The following is a 23291-nucleotide window of genomic DNA, read 5'->3' as shown; positions in this document are numbered from 1 at the left end:
GCGCCAGTGTAGCGAATTCAGGCCTGTAGCGCGCTCCAGTCAAAGGGCTGGGAAAACTGGCTGGCGATACTGGCGGTCAGCGGCCGAGCCACCAGGAAACCTTGCACATACTCGCAGCCATTGGCCTTGAGCCACTGGTATTGCTCGAGGGTTTCCACGCCCTCGGCGATCACCAGCAGGTCGAACTGCTTGCACAGGTCGATCACGCAGCGGGCAATGGCGGCATCCCTTGGCGAGGTCAGCAGGCGGGCAATCAGGTGGCGATCGAGCTTGAGGGTGTCCAGTTGCAGGTCACGCAGGTAGGCCAGGCAACAACTGCCCGAGCCGAAGTCATCCAGGGCCACCCGCACCCCCAGCTGACGCAGGAGCTGCAACTGTTTGCGGGTGTCATCCAGGTTCTGGGTCAAGGCGGCCTCGGTAACCTCCACCTCCAGTTGGCGCGGTTGCAGGCCATGGCGCGACAGCACCTGGCGCAGCTCGGCCACCAGGTTGGGCATGTTGAACTGGGTGGCACTGAGGCTGACGCCCAGCACCAGGTCGGGGCTGAACACCTGCTCCCAGTCCTTGCGCTGGGCCGCGCCCTGTTGATAGATCCAACTGCCCAGGCGGCTGATCAGCCGTGCCTCCTCAAGCAGGGGCAGGAACAGCCCCGGAGGCACGTCGCCCACACTCGGATGACGCCAGCGCAGCAAGGCTTCGAAACCGCGCAGGCGCCCGTCGGCAATGGCCACCTGGGGCTGGTACACCAGGGTGAATTCCTTGCGCTCCACGGCGCTGCGCACGCTTTCCTCGAGCATCAGCCGCGAACGGGCGCGGCCATTCATCTCGTGATCGTAGTAGCGGTACTGCTGGCGGCCGGCGCGCTTGGCTTCGTACATGGCGATGTCCGCCGCCCGCAACAGGCCGTCCAGGTTGGAGCCGCAATCGGGGTAGATGGCGATGCCGATACTCGCCCCCAGCACCACCTCCAGGCCATCGATCTGCTGGTTGATGGACAGGCGTTCGATCAGCTTCTCGGCGATCTTCGCCGCTTGCTCGGGGAAGCTCAGCTCCAGCAGCGCGGTGAATTCGTCGCCGCCCATGCGCCCGAGAATGTCGAAGGAGTGCAGGCAGTCCTTCAGTTGTTCGGAAACCCAGCGCAGCACCCGGTCGCCGGCGTCGTGCCCCAGGGAGTCGTTGACCCGCTTGAAGCCGTCGAGGTCCAGGTAGAGCAGGACCAGGGACTTTCCCGAGCGGTCGCTGCGCAGCAGGATGTTTTCCACCGTCTGATAGAAGCCGCGGCGGTTGAGCAGGCCGGTCAGCGGGTCGGTCACGGCCTGGTATTCCAGTTGCTGGTGCAGGTGACGCACTTCGGACATGTCCAGCAGGGTGACCACCATCGCCTTCTGGTCACTGGGCAAGGGCGCACAGGACAAGGCCACGCTGATCAACTGGCCGGGCACGGTGCGCATCTGAGCGTCGTGCAGGCGATAGGTTTCGCCCCGGCGATAACAGGCGTAGAGCTCGGAGTCGCTCCAGTCGGGAACGTGGGGCTTTTGCAGGTAGTCGAGAAAGGGCGAGCCTTCCAGCTCCTTGACCTGGGCATTGAGCAGGCGCGAGGCCGCCGGATTGGCGAAACGCACGCACCCGCCCTCGTCCACCACCAGGATGCCCTCGGCAGCGTTGTCCAGCACCGAGGCATTGAAGGCCCGTGCCACCTCCAGGTCGTGGCTGAGGTGCTGCAGGGCCCGGCGGTTGCGCTGATGCTCCAGCAGGGCCTGGACCTTGGGCTTGAGAATCTGTGGGTCGAACGGTTTGAACAGGTAGTCCACGGCGCCACTGGCATAGCCCTTGATCACAGCGTCCTGAGACTGTTCGTTGGCGGTGAGAAAGATGATCGGGGTCAGCCGGGTACGTTGGCTGCCACGCATCAGGCGGGCGACTTCGAAGCCATCCATGCCGGGCATCTGTACATCCAGCAACACCAGGTCCACTTCATGTTCGAGCAGCAGGCCCAGGGCCTCGACCCCCGAGGCGGCGGTCATCACCTGCCAGTCCTGGCGCTGCAACAGAGCACGCATGCTGAGGAGGTTTTCAGGATAGTCATCGACGATCAGAAGAGTGGAGTGGCCTTCGGCTGCCTCTGGTTGCACGCATTCCATGCTGCTTCTCTTGTCTGTAATAAGACTGAACGGATTTAAAAACCCGGTAAAACCTGAGGTTTCACTCTAGACCCGGATCCTCAAAAGCAGAAGCTGTCAGCACGCCATCACTTCGCCAATGGCCGCAGCTCCCGACTAACGGTCACAGAGTTGCCGCATAAAAACCGGGATAGATGGCATTTCGACATTTTGCTGACGCCATATATCCGCCATACGGGCCTCGCCAAGCGCCGCTTCTGCGCTATAAAGACCCCCTAAGAAGCGCAGGCTAAAGCCTTCGGCCACCTGCATCAGCCATGCCTTGCGGAAAACCACCATGATCGACCTGGCAACCTGGAACCTCAGCGTTCCCGTCGGCAGCCCGCCGGCGACCATCGACACCCCGACACTGGTCAAGGGGTTCAAGGACCAGTATTTCCACTCCGATACCGGCACCCTGTTCTTCTGGTCGCCGGTGACCGGCTCGAAAACCGAGAACGCCATCTACCCGCGCACCGAGCTGCGCGAGACCTACTCCAACGGCACCTTGCGCAACTGGACCTACCCCGAAGCGGACAACCTGCTGTACGCGACCCTGGCGGTGAACCAGGTGCCCTCCTCGGGCAAGATCGTCATCGGCCAGATCCACGCCTACAACAGCACCAAGCCGCTGGTGAAGGTCGAGTACCAGTACAAGACCAGCAAGGGCAGCGGCAACATCGTGGCCAAGGTGCGCCTGCACCCGGACGACGAGGAAGGCCGTGTCATCACCATTGCCGAGAACGTACCCATGGACCGGGAGTTTTCCTACCTGATCCACCTGAGCCCGGGCGGCGCCCTGGGCGTCAGCGCTGCCGGCTATCAGTGGGACAGCCAGTTGAGCGCGACCTGGCGCGACAAGCCGCTGTACTTCAAGGCCGGGGTTTATGTGCAGGACAACACCGGCTATACCAGCGAAGGCGGCAAGGTGACCTTTTCCAAGCTGGACATCGACCACAACAAGACCTGACACCCCTCCCTGCGTAGGAGCCAGCTTGCCGGCGAAGGCGCCCTTGAGCCCGACATCCGCCCAAAGGCGCTCATCGCTGGCCAGCCAGCGCCTACGAAGGCAAGAATTCCGGATACAAAAAAGCCCGCATCGCTGCGGGCTTCTTCGTTCGACGCTTAGGCTCAGTTGACCTTGGCGTTCAGCTCACCCTTGAGGTAACGCTGGAACATGGCTTCCAGGGAGATCGGCTTGATCTTCGAGGCGTTGCCGGCGGTGCCGAAGGCTTCGTAACGGGCGATGCAGACATCGCGCATGGCGGTCACGGTGGCGCCGAAGAACTTGCGCGGGTCGAACTCGCTGGGGTTGGTGGCCATCAGGCGGCGCATGGCACCAGTGGATGCCAGGCGCAGGTCGGTATCGATGTTGACCTTGCGCACGCCGTACTTGATGCCTTCGACGATTTCTTCAACCGGCACGCCGTAGGTTTCCTTGATGTCGCCGCCGTACTGGTTGATGATCGCCAGCCACTCTTGCGGAACCGACGAAGAGCCGTGCATCACCAGGTGAGTGTTAGGGATGCGCTTGTGGATTTCCTTGATACGGTCGATGGCCAGTACGTCACCGGTAGGCGGCTTGGTGAACTTGTAGGCGCCGTGGCTGGTACCGATGGCGATGGCCAGGGCATCCACCTGGGTCTTCTTGACGAAGTCCGCGGCTTCTTCCGGGTCGGTCAGCATCTGGCTGTGATCCAGCACGCCTTCGGCGCCAATACCGTCTTCTTCACCGGCCATGCCGGTTTCCAGGGAACCCAGGCAGCCCAGTTCGCCTTCTACCGACACGCCGCAGGCGTGGGCCATGGCTACGGTTTGCTGGGTAACACGGACGTTGTATTCGTAGTCGGTCGGGGTCTTGCCGTCTTCACCGAGGGAGCCGTCCATCATCACCGAGGAAAAGCCCAGTTGGATGGAGCGCTGGCAGACGTCAGGGCTGGTGCCGTGGTCCTGGTGCATGCACACCGGGATATGCGGAAACTCTTCGATGGCAGCCAGAATCAGGTGACGCAGGAAAGGCGCGCCGGCGTATTTGCGGGCGCCGGCCGAAGCCTGGACGATCACCGGGGAGTCAGTCTTGTCAGCGGCTTCCATGATGGCGCGCATCTGCTCAAGGTTGTTGACGTTGAAGGCTGGAACGCCGTAGCCGAACTCGGCTGCGTGGTCCAGCATCTGGCGCATGCTGATGAGTGCCATTGTGTGTGTCTCTCCCGGTCGAGGGTCGTTAATCGTGCAAGCCTGCCGTAGCGGCGACTGCTATTCAAGTGATTGCAGATCGGGGGTCAACCCGCTCTGTTCCATTCGTTAAAACCAAATCTCTACAGCCACGCAGGAGCCGGCTCGCCAGTGAAAGGGGCCTTGAACCTTGCACAGGTCTGGAGGCCGCCTCCGCTGGCAAGCCTGCCCCTACATGGCCTTGCAGCCGCGGCCGATCAGGTCATTGGTGGCGACCCAGTAGACCAGGCCCTCCTCGCCCTTGACGTGAAACGCCAGCATGTCGTCGCTGTACAGCGAGCCCGAACCGCTGGGCTCAAGCTTCAGGCGGCGTACCTGGTCGTCGCCCCCCAGGCGCACGTCGACGGCCTTGCGGCTGTCGTCGGTGTAGCGCCAGAGCACCTGGGCCTGGCTGTCGCAGGTCCAGGTGGTCCAGTTGTCAGTGGTCGGCGACTTGAGCAGGTTCAGGTTGGCACAACCTGCCAACAAGCCCAGCATCGCCACGGCGATCAAACCTTTCATCAATGTTCCTCGGCGGGCGGCCAACAGGCCCCGGCGCGTTGCGTTAACCCATCTGACCCGTCAAGGGCAACCCTGTTCCCTGGCCTTTGACGGCGTCTCGTACTTCTCCAGGCCCTCAGGGCCCAGGCGCTTGTTGATCACCGGAGCCGTCTCGGCCTGCCAGTCAGCCTGGTAGCAGCCTTTCTGTACCTCGCCGGCATCCTCCGCAGGCGTTGCCTTGGGGGCACTGGAGCAGCCCGCCAGCAACGCCACGGCGATCAACAGTGGCAACGTCTTGACCATCAGAACACTCCTTTGCCCGGCCAATCGAGGCCTCAGGCCTTGGCCCGGGCTTCCAGGACTTCAACCGCCGGCAGCACCTTGCCCTCGACGAATTCGAGGAAGGCGCCGCCACCGGTAGAAATGTAGGAGATCTGCTGCGCTACGCCATATTTGTCGATGGCTGCCAGGGTGTCGCCGCCGCCGGCAATGGAGAACGCGGCGCTGTCAGCGATGGCCTGGGCCAGGACCTTGGTGCCATTGCCGAACTGGTCGAATTCGAACACGCCCACCGGGCCGTTCCAGAGGATGGTCCTGGAGGATTTCAGCAGTTCGGCGAACTGCGCGGCAGTCTGCGGGCCGATGTCGAGAATCATGTCGTCATCGGCCACATCGGCGATCAGCTTGACGGTGGCCGCAGCGCTCTCGGCAAATTCCTTGGCCACCACCACGTCCACCGGCAGCGGTACGCTGACCTTGGCGGCGATGGCGCGAGCGGTGTCCAGCAGGTCCGGCTCGTACAGCGACTTGCCCACCGGATGCCCGGCAGCGGCGAGGAAGGTATTGGCGATGCCGCCACCGACGATCAACTGGTCGCAGATCTGGCTCAGGCTGTTGAGCACGTCCAGCTTGGTCGACACCTTGGAGCCGGCAACGATGGCCGCCATCGGCTTGGCCGGGTTGCCCAGGGCCTTGCCCAGCGCGTCCAGCTCAGCGGCCAGCAAAGGACCAGCAGCAGCCACTTTGGCGAACTTGGCCACGCCATGGGTCGAACCCTCGGCGCGGTGCGCGGTGCCGAAGGCGTCCATCACGAACACGTCGCACAGGGCAGCGTATTGCTGGGCCAGCTCGTCGGCGTTCTTTTTCTCGCCCTTGTTGAAGCGCACGTTCTCGAACAGCACGATGTCGCCGGCCTTGACCTCGACACCACTCAGGTAATCGGCCACCAGCGGTACTTCGCGACCCAGGGCGCGGCTCAGGTAGTCGGCCACCGGCTTGAGGCTGTTCTCGGCGGAAAACTCGCCTTCGGTCGGGCGGCCCAGGTGCGAGCAGACCATCACTGCCGCGCCTTTTTCCAGGGCCAGCTTGATGGTCGGCAGCGAAGCCAGGATTCGCGCATCGCTGGTGACAACACCGTCCTTGACTGGGACGTTGAGGTCTTCACGGATCAGCACGCGCTTACCTTGCAGATCGAGGTCGGTCATCTTCAACACGGTCATGGGTCGCAATTCCTGGGTTACTGTTCTTCAGAAACAGAGAGTTGAGTGTCAGTGCGTGGAGCGGCTGTGTGCAGGTAGTGCCCAGCTACGTCCAGCATTCGGTTGGCAAAGCCCCATTCGTTGTCGAACCAGGCCAGGATGTTCACCAGCCGGGGGCCGGAAACACGGGTCTGACTGGCATCGACGATCGCCGAATGGGGATCATGATTGAAATCACAGCTGGCATGCGGCAGCTCGGTGTAGGCCAGCAGGCCCTTGAGCGGACCGCTGGTGGCAGCCTCGCGCAGGATCCGGTTGACCTCGGTGGCGTCGGTATCGCTCACGGTCTGCATGGTGATGTCCAGGCAGGACACGTTCACCGTCGGCACCCGCACTGCTTTGGCCTGAATTCGCCCGGCAAGTTCCGGCAACAGGCGCTCGATACCCCGCGCCAGACCGGTGGACACCGGGATCACCGACTGGAAGGCCGAACGGGTACGCCGCAGGTCTTCATGGTGATAGGCGTCGATCACCGGCTGGTCGTTCATCGCCGAGTGAATGGTGGTGATCGATACGTACTCCAGGCCAATGGCCTGATCCAGCAGGCGCAACAGCGGCACGCCGCAGTTGGTGGTGCAGGAGGCGTTGGACACCAGCCGTTCGTCGCCGCTCAGGCAGTCCTGGTTCACCCCATAGACGATGGTGGCGTCGACATCCGCCTCGCTGGCCATCGGCTGGGAGAACAGCACCCGCGGCGCGCCCGCGTCGAGGAAACGCTGGCCGTCTTCGCGGGTGTGGTAGGCACCGGAGCATTCCAGCACCAGATCGACGCCCAGGGACGCCCAATCGATGCCTTCGGGGGTGGCACTGCGCAACACTTTCACGCAGTTGCCATTGATATGCAGACAATCGCCATCGACCTTCACCTCACCGGGAAAACGCCCGTGGGTGGAATCGAAGCGTGTCAGGTATTCAACGCTGGCCATGTCGGCCAGATCGTTGATGGCAACGATCTCGAACCCGGCCGCAGCCCCTCGCTCGAACAGAGCACGCAAGACGCAACGACCAATCCGGCCGTAGCCGTTGAGTGCAACTTTGTAGGGACGCGGTTGAGGCATGGGGTTCTCAATGACCGGTGGTGAAACCATCAGCTTCGTGCTGCCTGCGCCATCGTCATCGCGAGCAAGCTCGCCCCCACAAGGACGGTATACATCCCTGCAGGAGCGAGCTTGCTCGCGATTGCGTCAGTACAGACAACCCGGCTTCCGGGTTTAGTCTTCCAGCAACTCTTCAGCCTGGCCCAGGATGTTGTCCAGGGTGAAGCCGAACTCTTCGAACAGTGCCGAAGCCGGAGCCGATTCGCCGTAGGTGGTCATGCCGATCACGCGACCTTCCAGACCCACGTACTTGAACCAGAAGTCGGCATGAGCCGCTTCGATCGCGATACGTGCGCTGACCTGCAGCGGCAGAACCGATTGCTTGTAGCCAGCGTCCTGAGCATCGAACACGCTGGTGCAAGGCATGGAAACCACGCGCACCTTGCGGCCTTGCTCGGTCAGTTTGTCGTAGGCCTGAACGGCCAGGCCGACTTCCGAACCGGTGGAGATCAGGATCAGTTCAGGCTCGCCTGCGCAGTCCTTCAACACATAGCCACCGCGGCTGATGTCGGCGATCTGGCCGGCATCGCGGGTTTGGTGCTGCAGGTTCTGGCGCGAGAAGATCAGCGCCGAAGGGCCGTCTTTACGCTCCAGCGCGTTTTTCCAGGCCACCGCCGATTCAACGGCATCGGCCGGGCGCCAGGTGTCGAGGTTCGGCGTGGTACGCAGGCTGGTCAGTTGCTCGATCGGCTGGTGCGTCGGGCCGTCTTCGCCCAGACCGATGGAGTCGTGGGTGTAGACATGGATCACACGCTTCTTCATCAGCGCCGACATGCGCACTGCGTTGCGGGCGTATTCCATGAACATCAGGAAGGTCGCGCCGTAAGGCACCAGGCCGCCGTGCAGGGCAACGCCGTTCATGATGGCGGTCATGCCGAACTCGCGCACGCCGTAGTACATGTAGTTGCCGCTGGCATCTTCAGCGCTGACACCCTTGCAACCTTTCCACAGGGTCAGGTTGGAACCGGCCAGGTCGGCCGACCCACCGAGCACTTCCGGCAGCAGGGGGCCGAAGGCATTCAGGGTGTTCTGGCTGGCCTTGCGGCTGGCGATGGTTTCGCCCTTGGCGGCCACTTCGGCGATGTAGGCGTCGGCCTTCTCGGCGAAGTCGGCAGGCAGGTCACCGCTCAGGCGACGTACCAGTTCGTTGGCTTCGGTTGGGAAGGCAGCGGAATAGGCCGCGAAACGCTGGTCCCACTCGGCTTCGGCAGCGCGACCTTTTTCCTTGGCATCCCACTCGGCATAAATGTCGGCCGGGATTTCGAACGGGCCGTAGTTCCAGTTCAGCGCCTGGCGGGTCAGGGCGATTTCCGCGTCGCCCAGTGGCGCGCCGTGGCAATCTTCCTTGCCCTGCTTGTTCGGCGAACCGAAACCGATGGTGGTCTTGCAGCAGATCAGGGTCGGCAGCGGGCTCTTGCGCGCGGTGTCGATGGCGGTCTTGATCTCTTCCGGATCGTGGCCGTCGACGTTGCGGATCACTTGCCAGTTATAGGCTTCGAAACGCTTGGGCGTGTCGTCGGTGAACCAGCCTTCGACTTCGCCGTCGATGGAGATGCCGTTGTCATCGTAGAAGGCGATCAGCTTGCCCAGGCCCAGGGTGCCGGCCAGGGAAGCGACTTCGTGGGAAATGCCTTCCATCATGCAGCCATCACCCAGGAACACGTAGGTGTGATGGTCGACGATGTTGTGGCCTGGACGGTTGAACTGCGCCGCCAGGACTTTCTCCGCCAGGGCAAAGCCCACAGCGTTGGCCAGGCCCTGGCCCAGCGGGCCAGTGGTGGTTTCCACGCCTGGGGTGTAACCGAACTCCGGGTGGCCCGGGGTGCGGCTGTGCAGCTGGCGGAAGTTCTTCAGGTCATCGATCGACAGGTCATAGCCGGTCAGGTGCAGCAGCGAGTAGATCAACATCGAGCCGTGGCCATTGGACAGCACGAAGCGGTCGCGGTCGGCGAAGGATGGGTTGCTCGGGTTGTGCTTCAGGTAGTCACGCCAAAGTACTTCGGCGATATCCGCCATACCCATAGGGGCACCTGGATGGCCGCTGTTGGCTTTTTGCACGGCATCCATGCTGAGGGCACGAATGGCGTTGGCACGCTCACGACGGCTTGGCATCGCTGATCTCCTGGGGATTGAATAAAACGAAACGGAAAAAAGGCCTGCATTTTCCCTCAGGCGTCAGGCGGGGGCAATGACAGATAGTCACTCAGGCATGTTTTTCCCCTGTTGAAGACACAATCCATTGATGAAACCCCTTCGCCACTCGTTGACTGTAGAAGCAGAGGCTCTGGAAAACCCCCTACAGGCACCAATATCAAAACTTTTTGATATTGGCCTTGCGAGCATTTGCGGGCATCTCTAGACTGCTGCCCCATGAACCTGCCCGCGCCTGCCATCAGCCATGACGATTGCGACGAACTGGCGGCCCTGTGCAAGGCCGGCGGCGACCCCCTGCGGCTGAATGTATTGCGTGCGCTGAGCAACGATTCGTTTGGTGTGCTGGAGCTGGCGCAGATCTTCGCCATCGGCCAGTCGGGCATGAGCCACCACCTGAAGGTCCTGGCCCAGGCCAGCCTGGTGGCGACCCGCCGTGAAGGCAATGCGATTTTCTATCGCCGTGCCCTGCCCCATACCGGGCTCCTGGGCGGCAAACTGCACGCAGCCTTGCTGGAAGAGGTCGACCAGCTGAACCTGCCGGGCGAGGTACAGGCCCGGATCAGCCTGGTGCACCGGCAGCGGGCTGCAGCCAGCCAGGACTTCTTTTCCCGGGTGGCGGAAAAATTCCGCGCCCAGCAGGACCTGATCGCAGGACTGCCCCAGTATCGCGACAGTGTGCTGGCGCTGCTGGACAAACTGAGTTTCGACCCAGTGGCCACGGCCATTGAAGTCGGCCCCGGCGACGGTGGATTTCTCCCCGAGCTGGCCCGACGCTTTGCCCGGGTTACCGCGCTGGACAACAGCCCGGCGATGCTGGAGCTGGCACGCCAGCTGTGCGAACGCGAAACATTGGCTAACGTCAGCCTGCAATTGGCCGATGCACTGAACGGTGTACAGCTGCAGGCCGATTGCGTGGTGCTGAACATGGTCCTGCACCATTTCGCCGCGCCGGCCGAGGCCCTCAAGCAGATGACCCAATTGCTGCAACCAGGCGGCAGCCTGTTAGTGACAGACTTGTGCAGCCACAACCAGAGTTGGGCCAAAGAGGCTTGCGGCGATCTCTGGCTAGGGTTCGAACAAGATGATTTGGCCCGTTGGGCCACCGCTGCGGGACTGACTCCCGGGGAAAGCCTGTATGTAGGCTTACGTAATGGTTTCCAGATCCAGGTTCGCCATTTTCAGCGACCGGCTGGCGACACTCACCATCGGTAAATTTAGGAAACCTTCAAGATGAGCGAATACTCCCTTTTCACCTCCGAGTCCGTGTCTGAAGGGCATCCGGATAAAATCGCTGACCAGATTTCCGATGCGGTGCTGGACGCCATCATTGCCCAGGACAAGCACGCCCGCGTAGCGGTCGAGACCCTGGTCAAGACTGGCGTGGCCATTGTTGCCGGCGAAGTCACCACCAGCGCCTGGGTCGACCTGGAACAGATCGTTCGCGATGTGATCTGCGATATCGGCTACACCAGCTCCGACGTCGGCTTCGACGGTGCTACCTGCGGCGTGATGAACATCATTGGCAAGCAGTCCCCCGACATCAACCAGGGCGTCGACCGCGCCAAGCCGGAAGATCAGGGCGCTGGCGACCAGGGCCTGATGTTCGGCTACGCCAGCAACGAAACCGAGGTGCTGATGCCGGCGCCGATCACCTTCTCGCACCAACTGGTCCAGCGCCAGGCCGAAGCCCGCAAATCGGGCCTGCTGCCTTGGCTGCGCCCGGACGCCAAATCCCAGGTCACCTGCCGCTACGAAGGCGGCAAGGTGGTCGGTATCGATGCCGTGGTGCTGTCGACCCAGCACAACCCCGAGGTGTCCTACAACGACCTGCGCGAAGGCGTGATGGAGCTGATCGTCAAGCACGTGCTGCCTGCCGAGTTGCTGAGCAAGGACACCCAGTTCCACATCAACCCGACCGGCCAGTTCATCATCGGTGGCCCGGTAGGTGACTGCGGCCTGACCGGCCGCAAGATCATCGTCGACAGCTACGGCGGCATGGCCCGTCACGGCGGTGGCGCGTTCTCCGGCAAGGATCCATCCAAGGTCGACCGTTCCGCCGCTTACGCCGGTCGCTACGTGGCCAAGAACATCGTTGCCGCCGGCCTGGCCGAGCGCTGCGAGATCCAGGTGTCCTACGCCATCGGCGTGGCCCAACCGACCTCGATCTCGCTGAACACCTTCGGCACCGGCAAGATCAGCGACGACAAGATCATCAAGCTGGTACGCGAAGTGTTCGACCTGCGCCCCTACGCAATCACCACCATGCTCGACCTGCTGCACCCGATGTACCAGGAAACCGCTGCCTACGGTCACTTCGGCCGGGCTCCGCAAACCAAGACCGTGGGTGACGACACCTTCACCACCTTCACTTGGGAAAAGACCGACCGCGCCGACACCCTGCGCGCCGCTGCCGGCCTGTAAGCTTCACCTGGCAACATCCAAAGCCCCGCCCGGCTCGCCCGGCGGGGCTTTTTTGTCGCCTGAGGTTTCTTGCACATCCCGCAAACCGCTGCTGGTACGGGGCCGAGCGAGCAAGGACACAGGTGTTCCCTGACGGGGAAACACCTCGCAACCACCTTCGTCCCGGCCGTCAGCCAATCCCCTCTAGCCTTTAGCGCATGACCCACAGAGCAAGGATGCTCCCCATGCTGCCAAGAGCCGTTGTGCTGCTGAGCCTCACTCCATTCTTCGCCCAGGCCGCCTGCCCCGACTGGCCGGTTCCCCGTGCCACCGATGAAATCACCACCCTGCAGCAGCAACTGCAGCGCTGGGATAGCAGCTATTACCGTGACGGCCGATCACTGGTGGCGGATGAGCTCTACGATCAGGCCCGCCAGCGCCTGCTCACCTGGCGCCAGTGCTTCCCCCAGGCTCCCCGGGCAACGGACCAGCCCCTGCTCGGCGCCGGGGGCAGCATCCGCCACCCCATCCCCCACACAGGAGTGGAAAAACTCGCCGATGCCAATGCCGTGACGGGGTGGCTCAAGGGCCGCGACGACATCTGGGCGCAACCCAAGGTCGACGGCGTAGCGGTGACCCTGATCTACCACCAGGGGCAGTTCCAGCAAGCACTCAGCCGTGGCGACGGCGTGCATGGCCATGACTGGACCCGTGCAGCCTGGCAAATCGAGGCCATACCCAAACGACTGCCACGGCCCGTTGACCTGTTGCTGCAAGGAGAGCTCTATCTGCGCCTGGAGCAGCATGTCCAGGCTCGCTCCGGCAGCCTCAAGGCGCGCAACCGGGTGGCAGGCTGGATGGCGCGCAAACAGCTGACGGCGGCGGAGGCCGCGCAGATCGGGCTGTTTGTCTGGGACTGGCCCCAGGGCCCGGCTACGTTGAGCGAACGCCTGGAGCAACTGGCAGACCTGGGCTTTGTCGAACCCCGCGAGTACAGCCGGCCCGTAGGCGGCTTCGCCGATGCACAACAGTGGCGGGCCCGCTGGTATCGCTCGCCACTGCCCTTTGCCAGTGACGGCATCATCCTGCGGCAAAGCCGGCGTCCCGTCGCCGAACGCTGGCAGGCCAAGGCCCCATACTGGATTGCCGCCTGGAAGTACCCCTACGCCCAGGTGCTGGCCAGCGTTCGTCAAGTCGATTTTCGTATCGGGCGCACGGGGCGCATCACTCCCCTGCTGGAGATCGAGCCGGTGACCCTGGACGACCGGCAGATCCGCCGTGTCAGTCTCGGCTCACTGCAACGCTGGCGATCCCTGGATATCGTTCCCGGCGATCAGGTAGCCATCAGTCTCGCCGGGTTGAGCATCCCGCGCCTGGATGAAGTGGTACTCAGAAGCACTCTGCGCCAGAGCATCCAGCCCCCGCGAGAAGCCGACTTTCACTTCCTGAGTTGCTGGCAGCCATCACCCGGCTGCGAGGAACAATTTCTGGCCCGACTGACCTGGCTCAGCAGCAAACAAGGCCTGAACCTGCAGAATATCGGCAGCCGGACCTGGGCCCGGCTGGTTGAAACAGGCCGTATCAAAGGCCTGCTGGATTGGCTGACCCTGGATCAGGCAGAGCTTGCTAACATTGCCGGCTTTGGTGATCGCAGCAGCAAGCGTTTGCTCGAGAGCCTGCACAGTGCCAGGCAACAGCCTTTCCCTCGCTGGCTCAAAGCCCTCGGCATCCCGCCCAGTGGCTCGGCCGACCTGAGCGGGCCATGGCAGGCCCTGGCCATGAAAAGCAGCCTGGACTGGCAGAATGAAGCCGGTATCGGAGCGGAGCGGGCCGCACAACTGGTGGCGTTTTTTCGCGCTCCAGAGGTCCTGGCCTTGCAAGGCGCCCTGAACAGCGCCGGTATCGAAGGTTTTTAGCCCGATGGCACGTGGAACCACCCAAGCCGGAATACGCTCCAACAGCCCATTCCCGGTACAACAGTCAGTATTTTTATTGGTTATTTCTTGATCTTTTTCACCTGGAGCCTTCAATGAAACTTTTTCCATCGCTCGCCACCCTGACCCTCTGCAGCCTGATGAGCGCGCCACTGCTGGCCGCCGAGCAGGCCCCCGAGCTGACCGGCTGCGCCGCCAAGCGCCAGGCCATCATGAACCAGATCGAACAGGCCAAGGCCCACGGCAACAGCAATCAGCAGGCCGGCCTGGAGCGCGCCCTGAGCGAAGTGACCGCCCACTGCACCGACGCCTCGCTGAAGAAAGAGCGGGAAAACAAAGTGCTTGAGGCCAAGCATGAGGTCAGCCGGCGCCAGGCCGACCTGGAAAAAGCCATGAAGAAAGGTGACTCGGAGAAGATCAACAAGCGCAAGGACAAGCTTGCCGAGTCCCGCAAGGAACTGCAGCAAGCCCTGGACGAACTGGACAAGTAATCAACCTGATGCCGCGGCCCTGCTCAGCAGAGCCGCCAATCAGTGATTGCGAAACTCTTTGTGGCAGGCGCTGCAAGCATCCTCGACCTTCTGTACCGCCGGCCCCAGATTGCTGGCCTTGTAGGGCTGGACCTGGCTGATCGTCACCAGCTCACCGGTGGAGGCTTCCAGGGTGCGGGCCAACTCCTGGAAACGCGCCTGCTTGCGCCAGACGTCATCGGTGGCGCTGCTGTGATCCTCTTCCTTGACCTCGGGGAAGTGCTTCCACGGCTCATGGGACAGGCTGTCGAGTTTCACCGCGCCTTCGGCAAAGCGCGCGCCGTCGAAAGGAATCCGCCCACGCAGCATGCCCCCCAGGTCCTCGCCGGTCTTGAGCATCTGCTTGAAGATCGCCTTGCGCTGGCCCAGGGGAGAATTGGGATCGACACCGCCACAGGCGGAAAGCATCAGGCAGGCCAGCAATACAACAGAAAGTCTTTTTAGCGTCATGGTGGCTTCAGGTCTGGTCACGGAAACGGCGGCCAGTATCCTCGCCTCCCCGGCAAAGACCAATAGCCCTATTAATAATATGGGTTGTCCCCCATCACCAATGCGGCGGGCAGCCTCTCAAGGAAATACAGCATGAACCCGAGCCCGCTCCGCTGGCCTCGCCATCTGCTCTGGGCCCTGCCGGCCCTGGCGCTGCTCGCTGGCTGCAACGGCGGCGACAATACCAAGCCAGCCCCCACCCACGCCCTGGCCACCTACAACAGCGCCACCTGGGACGCCCTGCCCAACGTCGCCGACAACGACCTGCTGGCCGGTTTCGGCTCCTGGCGCAGCGCCTGCACCCGCCTCAAGGCCGACCCGGTGTGGGGCGCCACCTGCGCCGCAGCCGCGACGGTGCCGCAAACCCCCGAGGCCATCCGCGGCTTTCTCAAGGAGCACCTGCAGGTCTACGGCCTGCGCTCGGGCAGCGGCAGCAGTACCGGCCTGATCACCGGCTACTACGAACCGGTCTATCCCGGCAGCCTGACCCAGACCCAGGTTGCCAATGTGCCGGTATACGGCGTGCCGGAGGACATGATCATCGTCGCCCTGGACAGCCTCTACCCGGAGCTCAAGGGCAAGCGCCTGCGTGGCCGGCTCGAAGGCCGGGTACTCAAGCCCTATGACGATGCGGCGACCATCGAAAGCAAGGGAACCAAGGCCCCGGTGATTGCCTGGCTGACCGACCCCATGGACCTGCAATTCCTGCAGATCCAGGGGTCCGGGCGAATCCAGCTGGATGACGGGCGCCAATTGCGGATCGGCTATGCCGACCAGAACGGCCACCCCTACCGTCCCATCGGCCGCTGGCTGGTGGATCAGGGCGAGCTGAAGAAAGAGGACGTGACCATGGGCACCATTGCCGCCTGGGCCAAGGCCCACCCGGCGCGGATTCCCGAGCTGCTGGGCAGCAACCCCAGCTACGTGTTCTTCAACCGCAACCCGGATAGCAATGAAGGCCCGCGGGGCTCGTTGAACGTACCGCTGACGTCAGGCTATAGCGTGGCCGTGGACCGCAAGGTGATCCCCCTGGGCAGCCTGCTGTGGTTGTCCACCACCCGCCCGGATGGCAGCAGCCTGGTACGGCCGGTAGCCGCCCAGGACACGGGCGGCGCAATCACCGGTGAGGTGCGCGCCGATCTGTTCTGGGGCACGGGCGATGCGGCGGGGCAGCTGGCCGGAGACATGAAGCAGCAGGGCCAGATCTGGATGCTCTGGCCCAAGGGCGTAGCGCTGCCCAAGGTGCCGGAAGTGCCCGACGCCCCTTGAGCCCCTGCGGGAGCCGGCTTGCCGGCTCCTGCAAAAGGGTGTCTCAGACTGAAACGAAGAAGAAACTGGCGATCAGGCCCATGCCCACGAACCACACCAGGGACCGCAGGATCGCCCAGTCCGCCAGGTAGCAGATCATGTACAGCAGGCGGCTGGTGATAAACAGCACCGCCAGCACGTTGATCGTCACCAGCTCGGCGTTACCTGCCACATGGGCGATGATCACCGCCGCAGCGAATGCCGGGGTCACCTCGAAACCGTTGAGCTGCGCGTTGTGGGCACGCTTGGGCAAACCCTCCAGAGTACTCAGGAACGCCCGTGGGTCATGGTTGTAGCGAAGCCCGTATTTGCCGGCGCCCTTGGCGATGGCAGTACAGAGATAGGGCAGGATGATTGCAATCAACACACACCAGAAAGCGACAGTCATGGAGCAAATCCTTTTTTAGAGTTTTTAGGGAGCCTTCAGAACTTCATCACCAACATGCCAATCAGCACCAGTCCACAGGCTAAGAGCCGTGGCCGGCCGAAAGGTTCTTTCAGGTAGCGCATGCCGAACAGCACCACCAGGATCACACTGATTTCACGCAACGCAGCCGCTTCGGCGATCGATCCCAGTTGCATGGCCCAAAGCACCAGAGCGTAGCTGAACAACACGCAAAACCCGACGCTCAGCCCCAGGCGCCACTGCTCGCGCCAGAACAGGGCAAAGGCCGGGCGCTTCCAGACCACCGCCACCAGCGGAAAGGGCCAGGCGCTGAGCAGCGTGACCCAGGTCAGATAATCCAGCGGGTGCGACCAGCGGCGCAGCGCCTGGCCGTCAATATAGGTGTAGCAACCGATGCACAGGCCGATCAGCGCCACCACCGGCAGCATCGACCAGGGCAACCGCGCCCCACCGCCGCCCTGCCAGAGCAGGCAGAGCATGCCGAAGGGAATCAGCAGAATGCCCAGGACCTGCTGAGTGCTCAGCGCCTCGCCGGCGAAGACCAGGGTCAACGCCAGCACCACCAATGGCGAAAGTCCGCGCATCAACGGGTACACCAGCCCGAGATCCCCCACGCGATAGGCCTGGATCAGCAGATATCGATACAAGAGCTCGAATGCCGCCGAGGCGATGATCCAGGGCCAGATCTCCAGTGGTGGGGATTCGAGAAAAAACAGCATGATGGCCACGAACAGCAGGGCCACGGTGTCCATGCAGGCCACCACCAGCAAGCGCTCGCCACTGAACTTGATCAGGGTGTTCCAGGCTGCGTGCAACAACGCCGCCACCAAAACCAGACTTGTCGCCAGCACCTTGCACTCCCTGGTTGCCTGAAAAAGCCGGATACCGCACATCCGGGCAGAAGCCGGGAATCCTCGCATGCCTGCGGCCCTGCTTGCACGGGCTACCGGCGCATTTGGCAGTGCCAGCAGCCAATTCGGCAACATGGGCATGTTCGAGGTACTTTTCCCCCACGTGCCTGCAACGTCGGGTCGAGGCTGTGGTCAATGGCTGCGGTCAGGCGACGATGGCGAAAACTGTGTCCCTCGCCGACGCCGGTACATCAAACCCTTAGCCTGAAAGCATTCAGGTCGCTTTTTCTGTAATCATCCAAAGGAGTCCGGATGCTTGAACTTGTCGCTGCCTTTATCTGCCTGACGACGCTGCTCACCTACGTCAACTTCCGCTTTATCGGCTTGCCACCGACCATCGGCGTGATGGTCACCGCCCTGCTGTTCTCGCTGCTGCTGCAAGGCCTGAGCTACCTGGGCTACCCCGGCCTGGAAGAACATGTGGAAGAATTGATTGGCAAGATCGACTTCGGCGATCTGCTGATGAACTGGATGCTGTCGTTCCTGCTGTTCGCCGGCGCCCTGCACGTCAACCTCAACGACCTGCGCAGCTACCGCTGGCCCATCGGCCTGCTGGCCACGGTCGGCGTGCTGATCGCCACCTTCGTCATCGGCAGCCTGGCCTACTGGATCTTCGGCCTGTTCGGCTGGCACGTGAGCTTTCTCTACTGCCTGCTGTTCGGCGCGCTGATTTCCCCCACCGACCCGATTGCCGTGCTGGGCGTGCTGCGTACCGCCAACGCTTCCAAGCCACTGAAGACCACCATCGTCGGCGAATCGCTGTTCAACGACGGCACCGCGGTAGTGGTGTTCACCGTGCTGCTGGGCATCGCTCAACTGGGGGAAACCCCGACCGTGGCTGCCACGGCCTGGCTGTTCGTGCATGAGGCCATTGGCGGCGTACTGTTCGGCGGGCTGATCGGCTACCTGGTGTATCTGATGATCAAGAGCATCGAGCAGCACCAGATCGAAGTGATGCTGACCCTGGCCCTGGTCATCGGTGGTTCGGCGATGGCCAGCGAGCTGCACGTCTCGGCGCCGATTGCCATGGTGGTGGCCGGCCTGATCATCGGCAACCTGGGACGCAACCTGGCGATGAACGACATGACCCGGCGCTACCTGGACGGTTTCTGGGAGTTGCTCGACGACATGCTCAATGCCCTGCTGTTCGCCCTGATCGGCCTGGAGCTGTTGCTGCTGCCGTTCAACTGGCTGCACCTGGCGGCCGCCAGCCTGCTGGCCGTGGCCATCGTGCTCTCTCGCGTGCTCACCGTGGCCCCGGCAATCCTCCTGTTGCGGCGCTGGCGCAGCGTGCCCCGGGGCACTATCCGCGTGCTGACCTGGGGCGGCTTGCGCGGTGGCGTCTCGGTGGCGCTGGCGCTGGCCCTGCCCCTGGGGCCGGAGCGTGACCTGGTGCTGAGCATCACCTACATCGTGGTGCTGTCGTCGATCCTGCTGCAGGGTCTGACCATCGGCAAACTGGTGCGCCATGTCACACAGGATGCCCCGGCGGCCAAGGCCGAGGCCCACTGATCATTTCTTGATCTGCCGCGGATCGGGCGCCGGTGCCCGGTCCGCGTTCCTGTTCGGCTTGCCACTTTCACTGCGCACCTGGGCATGGCTGATCAGGGCGAAGATGAAACTGCCTCCAATGATGTTCCCGGCCAGGGTCGGCCCGGCGAACACCATCCAGAAATCCCGCCACGGCAACTTGCCGGCAAATACCAGGTAGGACACTTCCGCCGAGCCCACCACGATGTGAGTGAAATCCCCCAGCGCCATCAGGTAGGTGATCAGGATGATGATCCACAGCTTGGCGCTCTCCATGGACGGGATCATCCAGACCATGGTGGCGATCATCCAGCCGGAGATGATGCCCTTGGCGAACATCTGCGCTCTGTCGTTCTCCATGACCTTGCGGCCGATTTCCAGAAAGGCCTGATCGGTCTTGCCGTCGAAAATCGGCAAGTGCAGCATCACATAGGCCACCAGCAGGGTGCCGCACAGGTTGCCCACCAGCACCACGCCCCACAAGCGCAGCAAGCGCCCGAAGTTGTTCAGGCTCGGCTTGCTCATCACCGGCAGCACGGCAGTCAGGGTGTTTTCCGTAAACAGTTGCTGGCGCGCCAGAATCACCGCCAGAAAACCCGCGCAATAGCCAAAGCTGGCAATGACCTTGAAGGCCTCGCCGTCGGGCAGGCGGGAGTTGAGCAGGCCCATGCCCATCAGCGACAGGCCCATGGTCAGGCCGGCAGCCAGGGCCGACCACCAGAGGGCTGCGACACTGCGCTCCAGTTCCTGGTCGCCCTGGGTGCGGATGATTTCATGCAGGACCGCCGCGCGGGGCGGCTGGTTATGGTCGACCTCATGCTGCTCTTGAGCAGAGAGGCCGGGGGTCTTGCCATCTTTTTGCGCGTCCATAAGGCTCCTGAACCAGGCGGGTCATTTAGCTACGACACGCTGGGCTCAGGGCTGTTCCTTTCTGCGCAAGGCATCAGGCGTCGGAAGCGTCATCCTTGAACTGGTCTTTGACGTATTTGATTTCGGTGCGGCCGTGAGGCGCCGGCAGGCCGTCTTCCCCCAGGTTGACGAAGACCATCTTCTCCACCGTGAGAATGGATTTGCGAGTGATCTTGTTGCGCACTTCGCACGTCAGGGTGATCGAGGTGCGACCGAATTCGGTGGCGGTGATACCCAGCTCGATGATGTCGCCCTGGCGCGAGGCGCTGACGAAGTTGATTTCCGAGATGTACTTGGTCACGACTCGCTGGTTGCCCAGCTGGACAATGGCGTAGATCGCCGCTTCTTCGTCGATCCAGCGCAACAGACTGCCGCCGAACAGCGTGCCGTTGGGGTTGAGGTCTTCGGGTTTTACCCACTTGCGGGTGTGGAAATTCATATGCACTCCTGACCGTCCTGCCAATTGATGCCCGGCATAATGGCAGACCGGGCAGTCATGCTCTATGCAACATCGACTATGGTCGCGATTAACGATCTTCATCCAGGTGACATAAACACTTTTGGAAGTCTGGCTCAGGCGGCTATAATCGCCACCGTTTCAAAACGGTCATCTGCACTTGGTACCGTTTTCCCGCCACCTGTCCGAGGGGCGCTGCAGCAGGCATGACCTGTCAGGCTCGGATGGGGCGTTGTTGGTACAGGGCTCCCTGTATGGACACTAAACGCACAACGGCGCCCATTCGCACACTACGAATGGAGGCTCTTGATGAGCGCTGTAAACACGCCTGCAGGTTTTACCGACTACAAAGTCGCCGACATCTCCCTGGCTGCCTGGGGTCGTCGCGAAACCATCATCGCCGAATCGGAAATGCCGGCCCTGATGGGTCTGCGCCGCAAGTACCTGGCTGAACAGCCACTCAAGGGCGCCAAGATCCTCGGCTGCATCCACATGACCATCCAGACCGCCGTGCTGATCGAAACCCTGGTTGCCCTGGGTGCCGAAGTACGCTGGTCGTCCTGCAACATTTTCTCGACTCAAGACCAGGCCGCAGCCTCCATCGCCGCTGCCGGCATTCCTGTGTTCGCCTGGAAAGGCGAGACCGAAGAAGAGTACGAGTGGTGCCTGGAGCAGACCATCCTCAAGGATGGCAAGCCTTGGGACGCCAACATGATCCTCGACGACGGCGGCGACCTGACCCAGCTGCTGCACGACAAGTACCCACAAGTACTGGACCGCGTTCACGGCGTGACCGAAGAAACCACCACCGGCGTGCACCGCCTGCTGGACATGCTGGCCAAGGGCGAGCTGAAGGTTCCTGCGATCAACGTCAACGACTCGGTGACCAAGAGCAAGAACGACAACAAGTACGGCTGCCGTCACAGCCTGAACGACGCCATCAAGCGCGGCACCGACCACCTGCTGTCCGGCAAGCAAGCGCTGGTCATCGGCTACGGTGACGTGGGCAAGGGCTCGGCCCAGTCCCTGCGTCAGGAAGGCATGATCGTCAAGGTTTCGGAAGTGGACCCGATCTGCGCCATGCAAGCCTGCATGGACGGTTTCGAGCTGGTTTCGCCGTTCATCGACGGTATCAACCACGGCACCGAAGCCAGCATCGACAAAGCCCTGCTGGGCAAGATCGACCTGATCGTGACCACCACCGGTAACGTCAATGTTTGCGACGCAAACATGCTCAAGGCCCTGAAAAAGCGTGCCGTGGTCTGCAACATCGGCCACTTCGACAACGAAATCGACACCGCTTTCATGCGCAAGAACTGGGCATGGGAAGAAGTGAAGCCACAGGTGCACAAGATCCACCGCACCGGCCCTGGCGATTTCGATGCACAGAACGACGACTACCTGATCCTGCTGGCCGAAGGCCGCCTGGTGAACCTGGGCAACGCCACCGGTCACCCAAGCCGCATCATGGACGGTTCGTTCGCCAACCAGGTCCTGGCACAGATCTTCCTGTTCGGCCAGAAGTACGCCGACCTGTCGCCGGCCCAGAAAGCCGAGCGCCTGACTGTTGAAGTACTGCCGAAGAAACTCGACGAAGAAGTGGCCCTGGAAATGGTTCGCGGCTTCGGCGGCGTGGTCACTCAACTGACCAAGCAACAGGCTGAATACATCGGCGTAACCGTCGAAGGCCCGTTCAAGCCAGACGCCTACCGCTACTAAGAGCAGCTGCAGGCGGCAAGTCATCAGCGGCAAGCAAAGAGCCAAAAGCTCTGCTTGCTGCAACTGACCTGGTGCTTGCCCTAATCGCTATAGCAGTTTCAAGCAGCAGGCTGCAGGCACGAGAAACCAGCGCACCTCCGCTTTTTCTTGGCGCTTGCCGCCTGTTACTTGCAACTGGAGGTCCCCTCCATGTCCAAAGATCGTCGCTACAGCTTCGAGTTCTTCCCCACCAAGACCGATGCTGGGCATGAAAAACTGCTCGCCACTGCCCGTCAGCTGGCCGGCTACAACCCCGATTTCTTTTCCTGCACCTACGGTGCCGGCGGCTCGACCCGTGATCGCACGGTCAACACCGTGCTGCAACTGGAGAGCGAAGTTAAAGTCCCTGCGGCGCCGCACCTGTCCTGCGTCGGCGACAGCAAGGACGACCTGCGCGGCCTGCTGCAGCAGTACCAGGCAGCCGGCATCAAGCGCATCGTCGCCCTGCGTGGCGACCTGCCTTCGGGCATGGGCATGGCCAGCGGTGAACTGCGCTACGCCAATGACCTGGTGAGTTTCATCCGCGAGGAAACCGGCAGCCACTTCCATATCGAAGTCGCCGCCTACCCGGAAATGCACCCGCAAGCGCGCAACTTCGAGGAAGACCTGGTCAACTTCGTGCGCAAGGCCAATGCCGGTGCCGACAGCGCGATCACCCAGTACTTCTTCAACGCCGACAGCTACTTCTACTTCGTCGAGCGCGTGCAGAAGATGGGCGTGAACATCCCGATCGTGCCGGGCATCATGCCCATCACCAACTACAGCAAGCTGGCGCGCTTCTCCGACGCCTGCGGCGCAGAGATTCCGCGCTGGATCCGCAAGCAGCTGGAAGCCTATGGCGATGACAGCGCCAGCATCCAGGCCTTCGGTGAACAGGTAATCAGTGACATGTGCGAACGCCTGCTCCAGGGCGGCGCCCCCGGACTGCACTTCTATACCTTGAACCAGGCCGACCCGAGCCTGGCGATCTGGAACAACCTCCAGCTGCCACGCTGA

At 62.4% G+C, this 23291-nt stretch carries 21 protein-coding genes and 1 riboswitch; of the genes, 9 read left to right on the top strand and 12 right to left on the bottom strand.

The genetic code is table 11. From position 1 onward, the window contains the following. Positions 1-17 precede the first annotated feature (17 nt). Positions 18-2141, bottom strand: a complete 2124-nt coding sequence (locus AC07R1_RS13425) for a putative bifunctional diguanylate cyclase/phosphodiesterase (RefSeq protein ID WP_495110602.1) — start codon at positions 2139-2141, stop codon at positions 18-20. 316 nt (positions 2142-2457) lie between these two features. On the opposite strand from AC07R1_RS13425, the gene AC07R1_RS13420 reads away from it, so the two are divergent. Beyond that, the gene (locus AC07R1_RS13420; protein WP_011063955.1) at positions 2458-3129 is read left to right on the top strand and encodes a polysaccharide lyase family 7 protein; all 672 of its coding nucleotides are present in this window, start codon (positions 2458-2460) and stop codon (positions 3127-3129) included. A 161-nt stretch (positions 3130-3290) separates the two neighbouring features. On the opposite strand, the gene fba is transcribed toward AC07R1_RS13420, so the two are convergent. From fba to tkt, 6 genes are all read right to left on the bottom strand, one after another. Further along, complete coding sequence (fba, locus tag AC07R1_RS13415) at positions 3291-4355, bottom strand: class II fructose-bisphosphate aldolase (protein WP_003229012.1); 1065 nt, start codon at positions 4353-4355, stop codon at positions 3291-3293. 210 nt (positions 4356-4565) lie between these two features. Continuing rightward, entirely contained in the window at positions 4566-4895 is a 330-nt protein-coding gene (locus AC07R1_RS13410) for an MliC family protein (protein ID WP_011063956.1), read from the bottom strand. 60 nt (positions 4896-4955) lie between these two features. Further along, on the bottom strand, positions 4956-5177 hold the full coding sequence (locus AC07R1_RS13405) for a hypothetical protein (protein WP_011063957.1): 222 nt from the start codon (positions 5175-5177) through the stop codon (positions 4956-4958). 32 nt (positions 5178-5209) lie between these two features. Next, the gene (locus AC07R1_RS13400; protein WP_053160289.1) at positions 5210-6373 is read right to left on the bottom strand and encodes a phosphoglycerate kinase; all 1164 of its coding nucleotides are present in this window, start codon (positions 6371-6373) and stop codon (positions 5210-5212) included. Positions 6374-6390: 17 nt separating this feature from the next. Further along, positions 6391-7470 carry an erythrose-4-phosphate dehydrogenase gene (gene epd / locus AC07R1_RS13395; protein WP_011063959.1) on the bottom strand — a complete coding sequence of 360 codons (1080 nt, stop codon included), beginning with the start codon at positions 7468-7470 and terminating at the stop codon, positions 6391-6393. 153 nt (positions 7471-7623) lie between these two features. Then, the gene (tkt, locus tag AC07R1_RS13390) at positions 7624-9621 is read right to left on the bottom strand and encodes a transketolase (protein ID WP_011063960.1); all 1998 of its coding nucleotides are present in this window, start codon (positions 9619-9621) and stop codon (positions 7624-7626) included. A gap of 258 nt (positions 9622-9879) precedes the next feature. Between tkt and AC07R1_RS13385 the strand changes: the two genes are divergently transcribed. The 4 genes from AC07R1_RS13385 to AC07R1_RS13370 all read left to right on the top strand — a co-directional run bounded on the left by AC07R1_RS13385 (position 9880) and on the right by AC07R1_RS13370 (position 14488). Then, positions 9880-10875, top strand: coding sequence for an ArsR/SmtB family transcription factor (locus AC07R1_RS13385; RefSeq protein ID WP_495110601.1), 996 nt, complete (start codon positions 9880-9882; stop codon positions 10873-10875). Between the two features lie 18 nt (positions 10876-10893). Beyond that, positions 10894-12084: a methionine adenosyltransferase gene (metK, locus tag AC07R1_RS13380; RefSeq protein ID WP_015637335.1), complete on the top strand. Its 1191-nt coding sequence runs from the start codon at positions 10894-10896 to the stop codon at positions 12082-12084. Between the two features lie 224 nt (positions 12085-12308). Next, on the top strand, positions 12309-13979 hold the full coding sequence (gene ligB / locus AC07R1_RS13375) for an NAD-dependent DNA ligase LigB (RefSeq protein WP_495110600.1): 1671 nt from the start codon (positions 12309-12311) through the stop codon (positions 13977-13979). Between the two features lie 113 nt (positions 13980-14092). Further along, a complete protein-coding gene (locus AC07R1_RS13370) occupies positions 14093-14488 on the top strand; it encodes a DUF1090 domain-containing protein (protein WP_011063964.1) in 396 nt (131 codons plus the stop codon). Between the two features lie 39 nt (positions 14489-14527). On the opposite strand, the gene AC07R1_RS13365 is transcribed toward AC07R1_RS13370, so the two are convergent. Then, positions 14528-14977, bottom strand: coding sequence for a c-type cytochrome (locus AC07R1_RS13365; protein ID WP_495110599.1), 450 nt, complete (start codon positions 14975-14977; stop codon positions 14528-14530). A 132-nt stretch (positions 14978-15109) separates the two neighbouring features. Between AC07R1_RS13365 and mltA the strand changes: the two genes are divergently transcribed. After that, positions 15110-16285, top strand: coding sequence for a murein transglycosylase A (gene mltA / locus AC07R1_RS13360; protein ID WP_019095271.1), 1176 nt, complete (start codon positions 15110-15112; stop codon positions 16283-16285). Positions 16286-16328: 43 nt separating this feature from the next. Here mltA and AC07R1_RS13355 read toward each other — a convergent pair whose 3' ends face one another. Beyond that, positions 16329-16712, bottom strand: a complete 384-nt coding sequence (locus AC07R1_RS13355; protein ID WP_011063967.1) for an MAPEG family protein — start codon at positions 16710-16712, stop codon at positions 16329-16331. A 35-nt stretch (positions 16713-16747) separates the two neighbouring features. Continuing rightward, positions 16748-17581: an EamA family transporter gene (locus AC07R1_RS13350; RefSeq protein WP_011063968.1), complete on the bottom strand. Its 834-nt coding sequence runs from the start codon at positions 17579-17581 to the stop codon at positions 16748-16750. Between the two features lie 312 nt (positions 17582-17893). Here AC07R1_RS13350 and AC07R1_RS13345 point away from each other — a divergent pair, with 312 nt between their 5' ends. After that, the gene (locus tag AC07R1_RS13345; protein ID WP_011063969.1) at positions 17894-19153 is read left to right on the top strand and encodes a cation:proton antiporter; all 1260 of its coding nucleotides are present in this window, start codon (positions 17894-17896) and stop codon (positions 19151-19153) included. On the opposite strand, the gene AC07R1_RS13340 is transcribed toward AC07R1_RS13345, so the two are convergent. Then, positions 19154-20041, bottom strand: a complete 888-nt coding sequence (locus AC07R1_RS13340; protein ID WP_053160298.1) for a formate/nitrite transporter family protein — start codon at positions 20039-20041, stop codon at positions 19154-19156. It abuts the gene before it with no gap. 73 nt (positions 20042-20114) lie between these two features. Further along, on the bottom strand, positions 20115-20519 hold the full coding sequence (locus tag AC07R1_RS13335; RefSeq protein ID WP_011063971.1) for an acyl-CoA thioesterase: 405 nt from the start codon (positions 20517-20519) through the stop codon (positions 20115-20117). 199 nt (positions 20520-20718) lie between these two features. Continuing rightward, positions 20719-20825: riboswitch (S-adenosyl-L-homocysteine riboswitch) on the top strand. Positions 20826-20846: 21 nt separating this feature from the next. Between AC07R1_RS13335 and ahcY the strand changes: the two genes are divergently transcribed. Both ahcY and metF read left to right on the top strand, forming a co-directional pair. Further along, positions 20847-22256, top strand: a complete 1410-nt coding sequence (ahcY, locus tag AC07R1_RS13330) for an adenosylhomocysteinase (protein WP_011063972.1) — start codon at positions 20847-20849, stop codon at positions 22254-22256. Positions 22257-22445: 189 nt separating this feature from the next. Beyond that, positions 22446-23291, top strand: coding sequence for a methylenetetrahydrofolate reductase [NAD(P)H] (gene metF / locus AC07R1_RS13325; protein ID WP_011063973.1), 846 nt, complete (start codon positions 22446-22448; stop codon positions 23289-23291).

This window comes from Pseudomonas sp. GW821-FHT07F01 (assembly GCF_059418825.1).
Note: the sequence above shows the minus strand (reverse complement) of the source record. Positions and strands in the feature narration are given on the sequence as shown.

Coding starts and splice junctions, on each gene's coding strand:
- AC07R1_RS13425 (WP_495110602.1), bottom strand. CDS start 2,141: ATGGAATGCGTGCAACCAGAGGCAGCCGAAGGCCACTCCACTCTTCTG.
- AC07R1_RS13420 (WP_011063955.1), top strand. CDS start 2,458: ATGATCGACCTGGCAACCTGGAACCTCAGCGTTCCCGTCGGCAGCCCG.
- fba (WP_003229012.1), bottom strand. CDS start 4,355: ATGGCACTCATCAGCATGCGCCAGATGCTGGACCACGCAGCCGAGTTC.
- AC07R1_RS13410 (WP_011063956.1), bottom strand. CDS start 4,895: ATGAAAGGTTTGATCGCCGTGGCGATGCTGGGCTTGTTGGCAGGTTGT.
- AC07R1_RS13405 (WP_011063957.1), bottom strand. CDS start 5,177: ATGGTCAAGACGTTGCCACTGTTGATCGCCGTGGCGTTGCTGGCGGGC.
- AC07R1_RS13400 (WP_053160289.1), bottom strand. CDS start 6,373: ATGACCGTGTTGAAGATGACCGACCTCGATCTGCAAGGTAAGCGCGTG.
- epd (WP_011063959.1), bottom strand. CDS start 7,470: ATGCCTCAACCGCGTCCCTACAAAGTTGCACTCAACGGCTACGGCCGG.
- tkt (WP_011063960.1), bottom strand. CDS start 9,621: ATGCCAAGCCGTCGTGAGCGTGCCAACGCCATTCGTGCCCTCAGCATG.
- AC07R1_RS13385 (WP_495110601.1), top strand. CDS start 9,880: ATGAACCTGCCCGCGCCTGCCATCAGCCATGACGATTGCGACGAACTG.
- metK (WP_015637335.1), top strand. CDS start 10,894: ATGAGCGAATACTCCCTTTTCACCTCCGAGTCCGTGTCTGAAGGGCAT.
- ligB (WP_495110600.1), top strand. CDS start 12,309: ATGCTGCCAAGAGCCGTTGTGCTGCTGAGCCTCACTCCATTCTTCGCC.
- AC07R1_RS13370 (WP_011063964.1), top strand. CDS start 14,093: ATGAAACTTTTTCCATCGCTCGCCACCCTGACCCTCTGCAGCCTGATG.
- AC07R1_RS13365 (WP_495110599.1), bottom strand. CDS start 14,977: ATGACGCTAAAAAGACTTTCTGTTGTATTGCTGGCCTGCCTGATGCTT.
- mltA (WP_019095271.1), top strand. CDS start 15,110: ATGAACCCGAGCCCGCTCCGCTGGCCTCGCCATCTGCTCTGGGCCCTG.
- AC07R1_RS13355 (WP_011063967.1), bottom strand. CDS start 16,712: ATGACTGTCGCTTTCTGGTGTGTGTTGATTGCAATCATCCTGCCCTAT.
- AC07R1_RS13345 (WP_011063969.1), top strand. CDS start 17,894: ATGCTTGAACTTGTCGCTGCCTTTATCTGCCTGACGACGCTGCTCACC.
- AC07R1_RS13340 (WP_053160298.1), bottom strand. CDS start 20,041: ATGGACGCGCAAAAAGATGGCAAGACCCCCGGCCTCTCTGCTCAAGAG.
- AC07R1_RS13335 (WP_011063971.1), bottom strand. CDS start 20,519: ATGAATTTCCACACCCGCAAGTGGGTAAAACCCGAAGACCTCAACCCC.
- ahcY (WP_011063972.1), top strand. CDS start 20,847: ATGAGCGCTGTAAACACGCCTGCAGGTTTTACCGACTACAAAGTCGCC.
- metF (WP_011063973.1), top strand. CDS start 22,446: ATGTCCAAAGATCGTCGCTACAGCTTCGAGTTCTTCCCCACCAAGACC.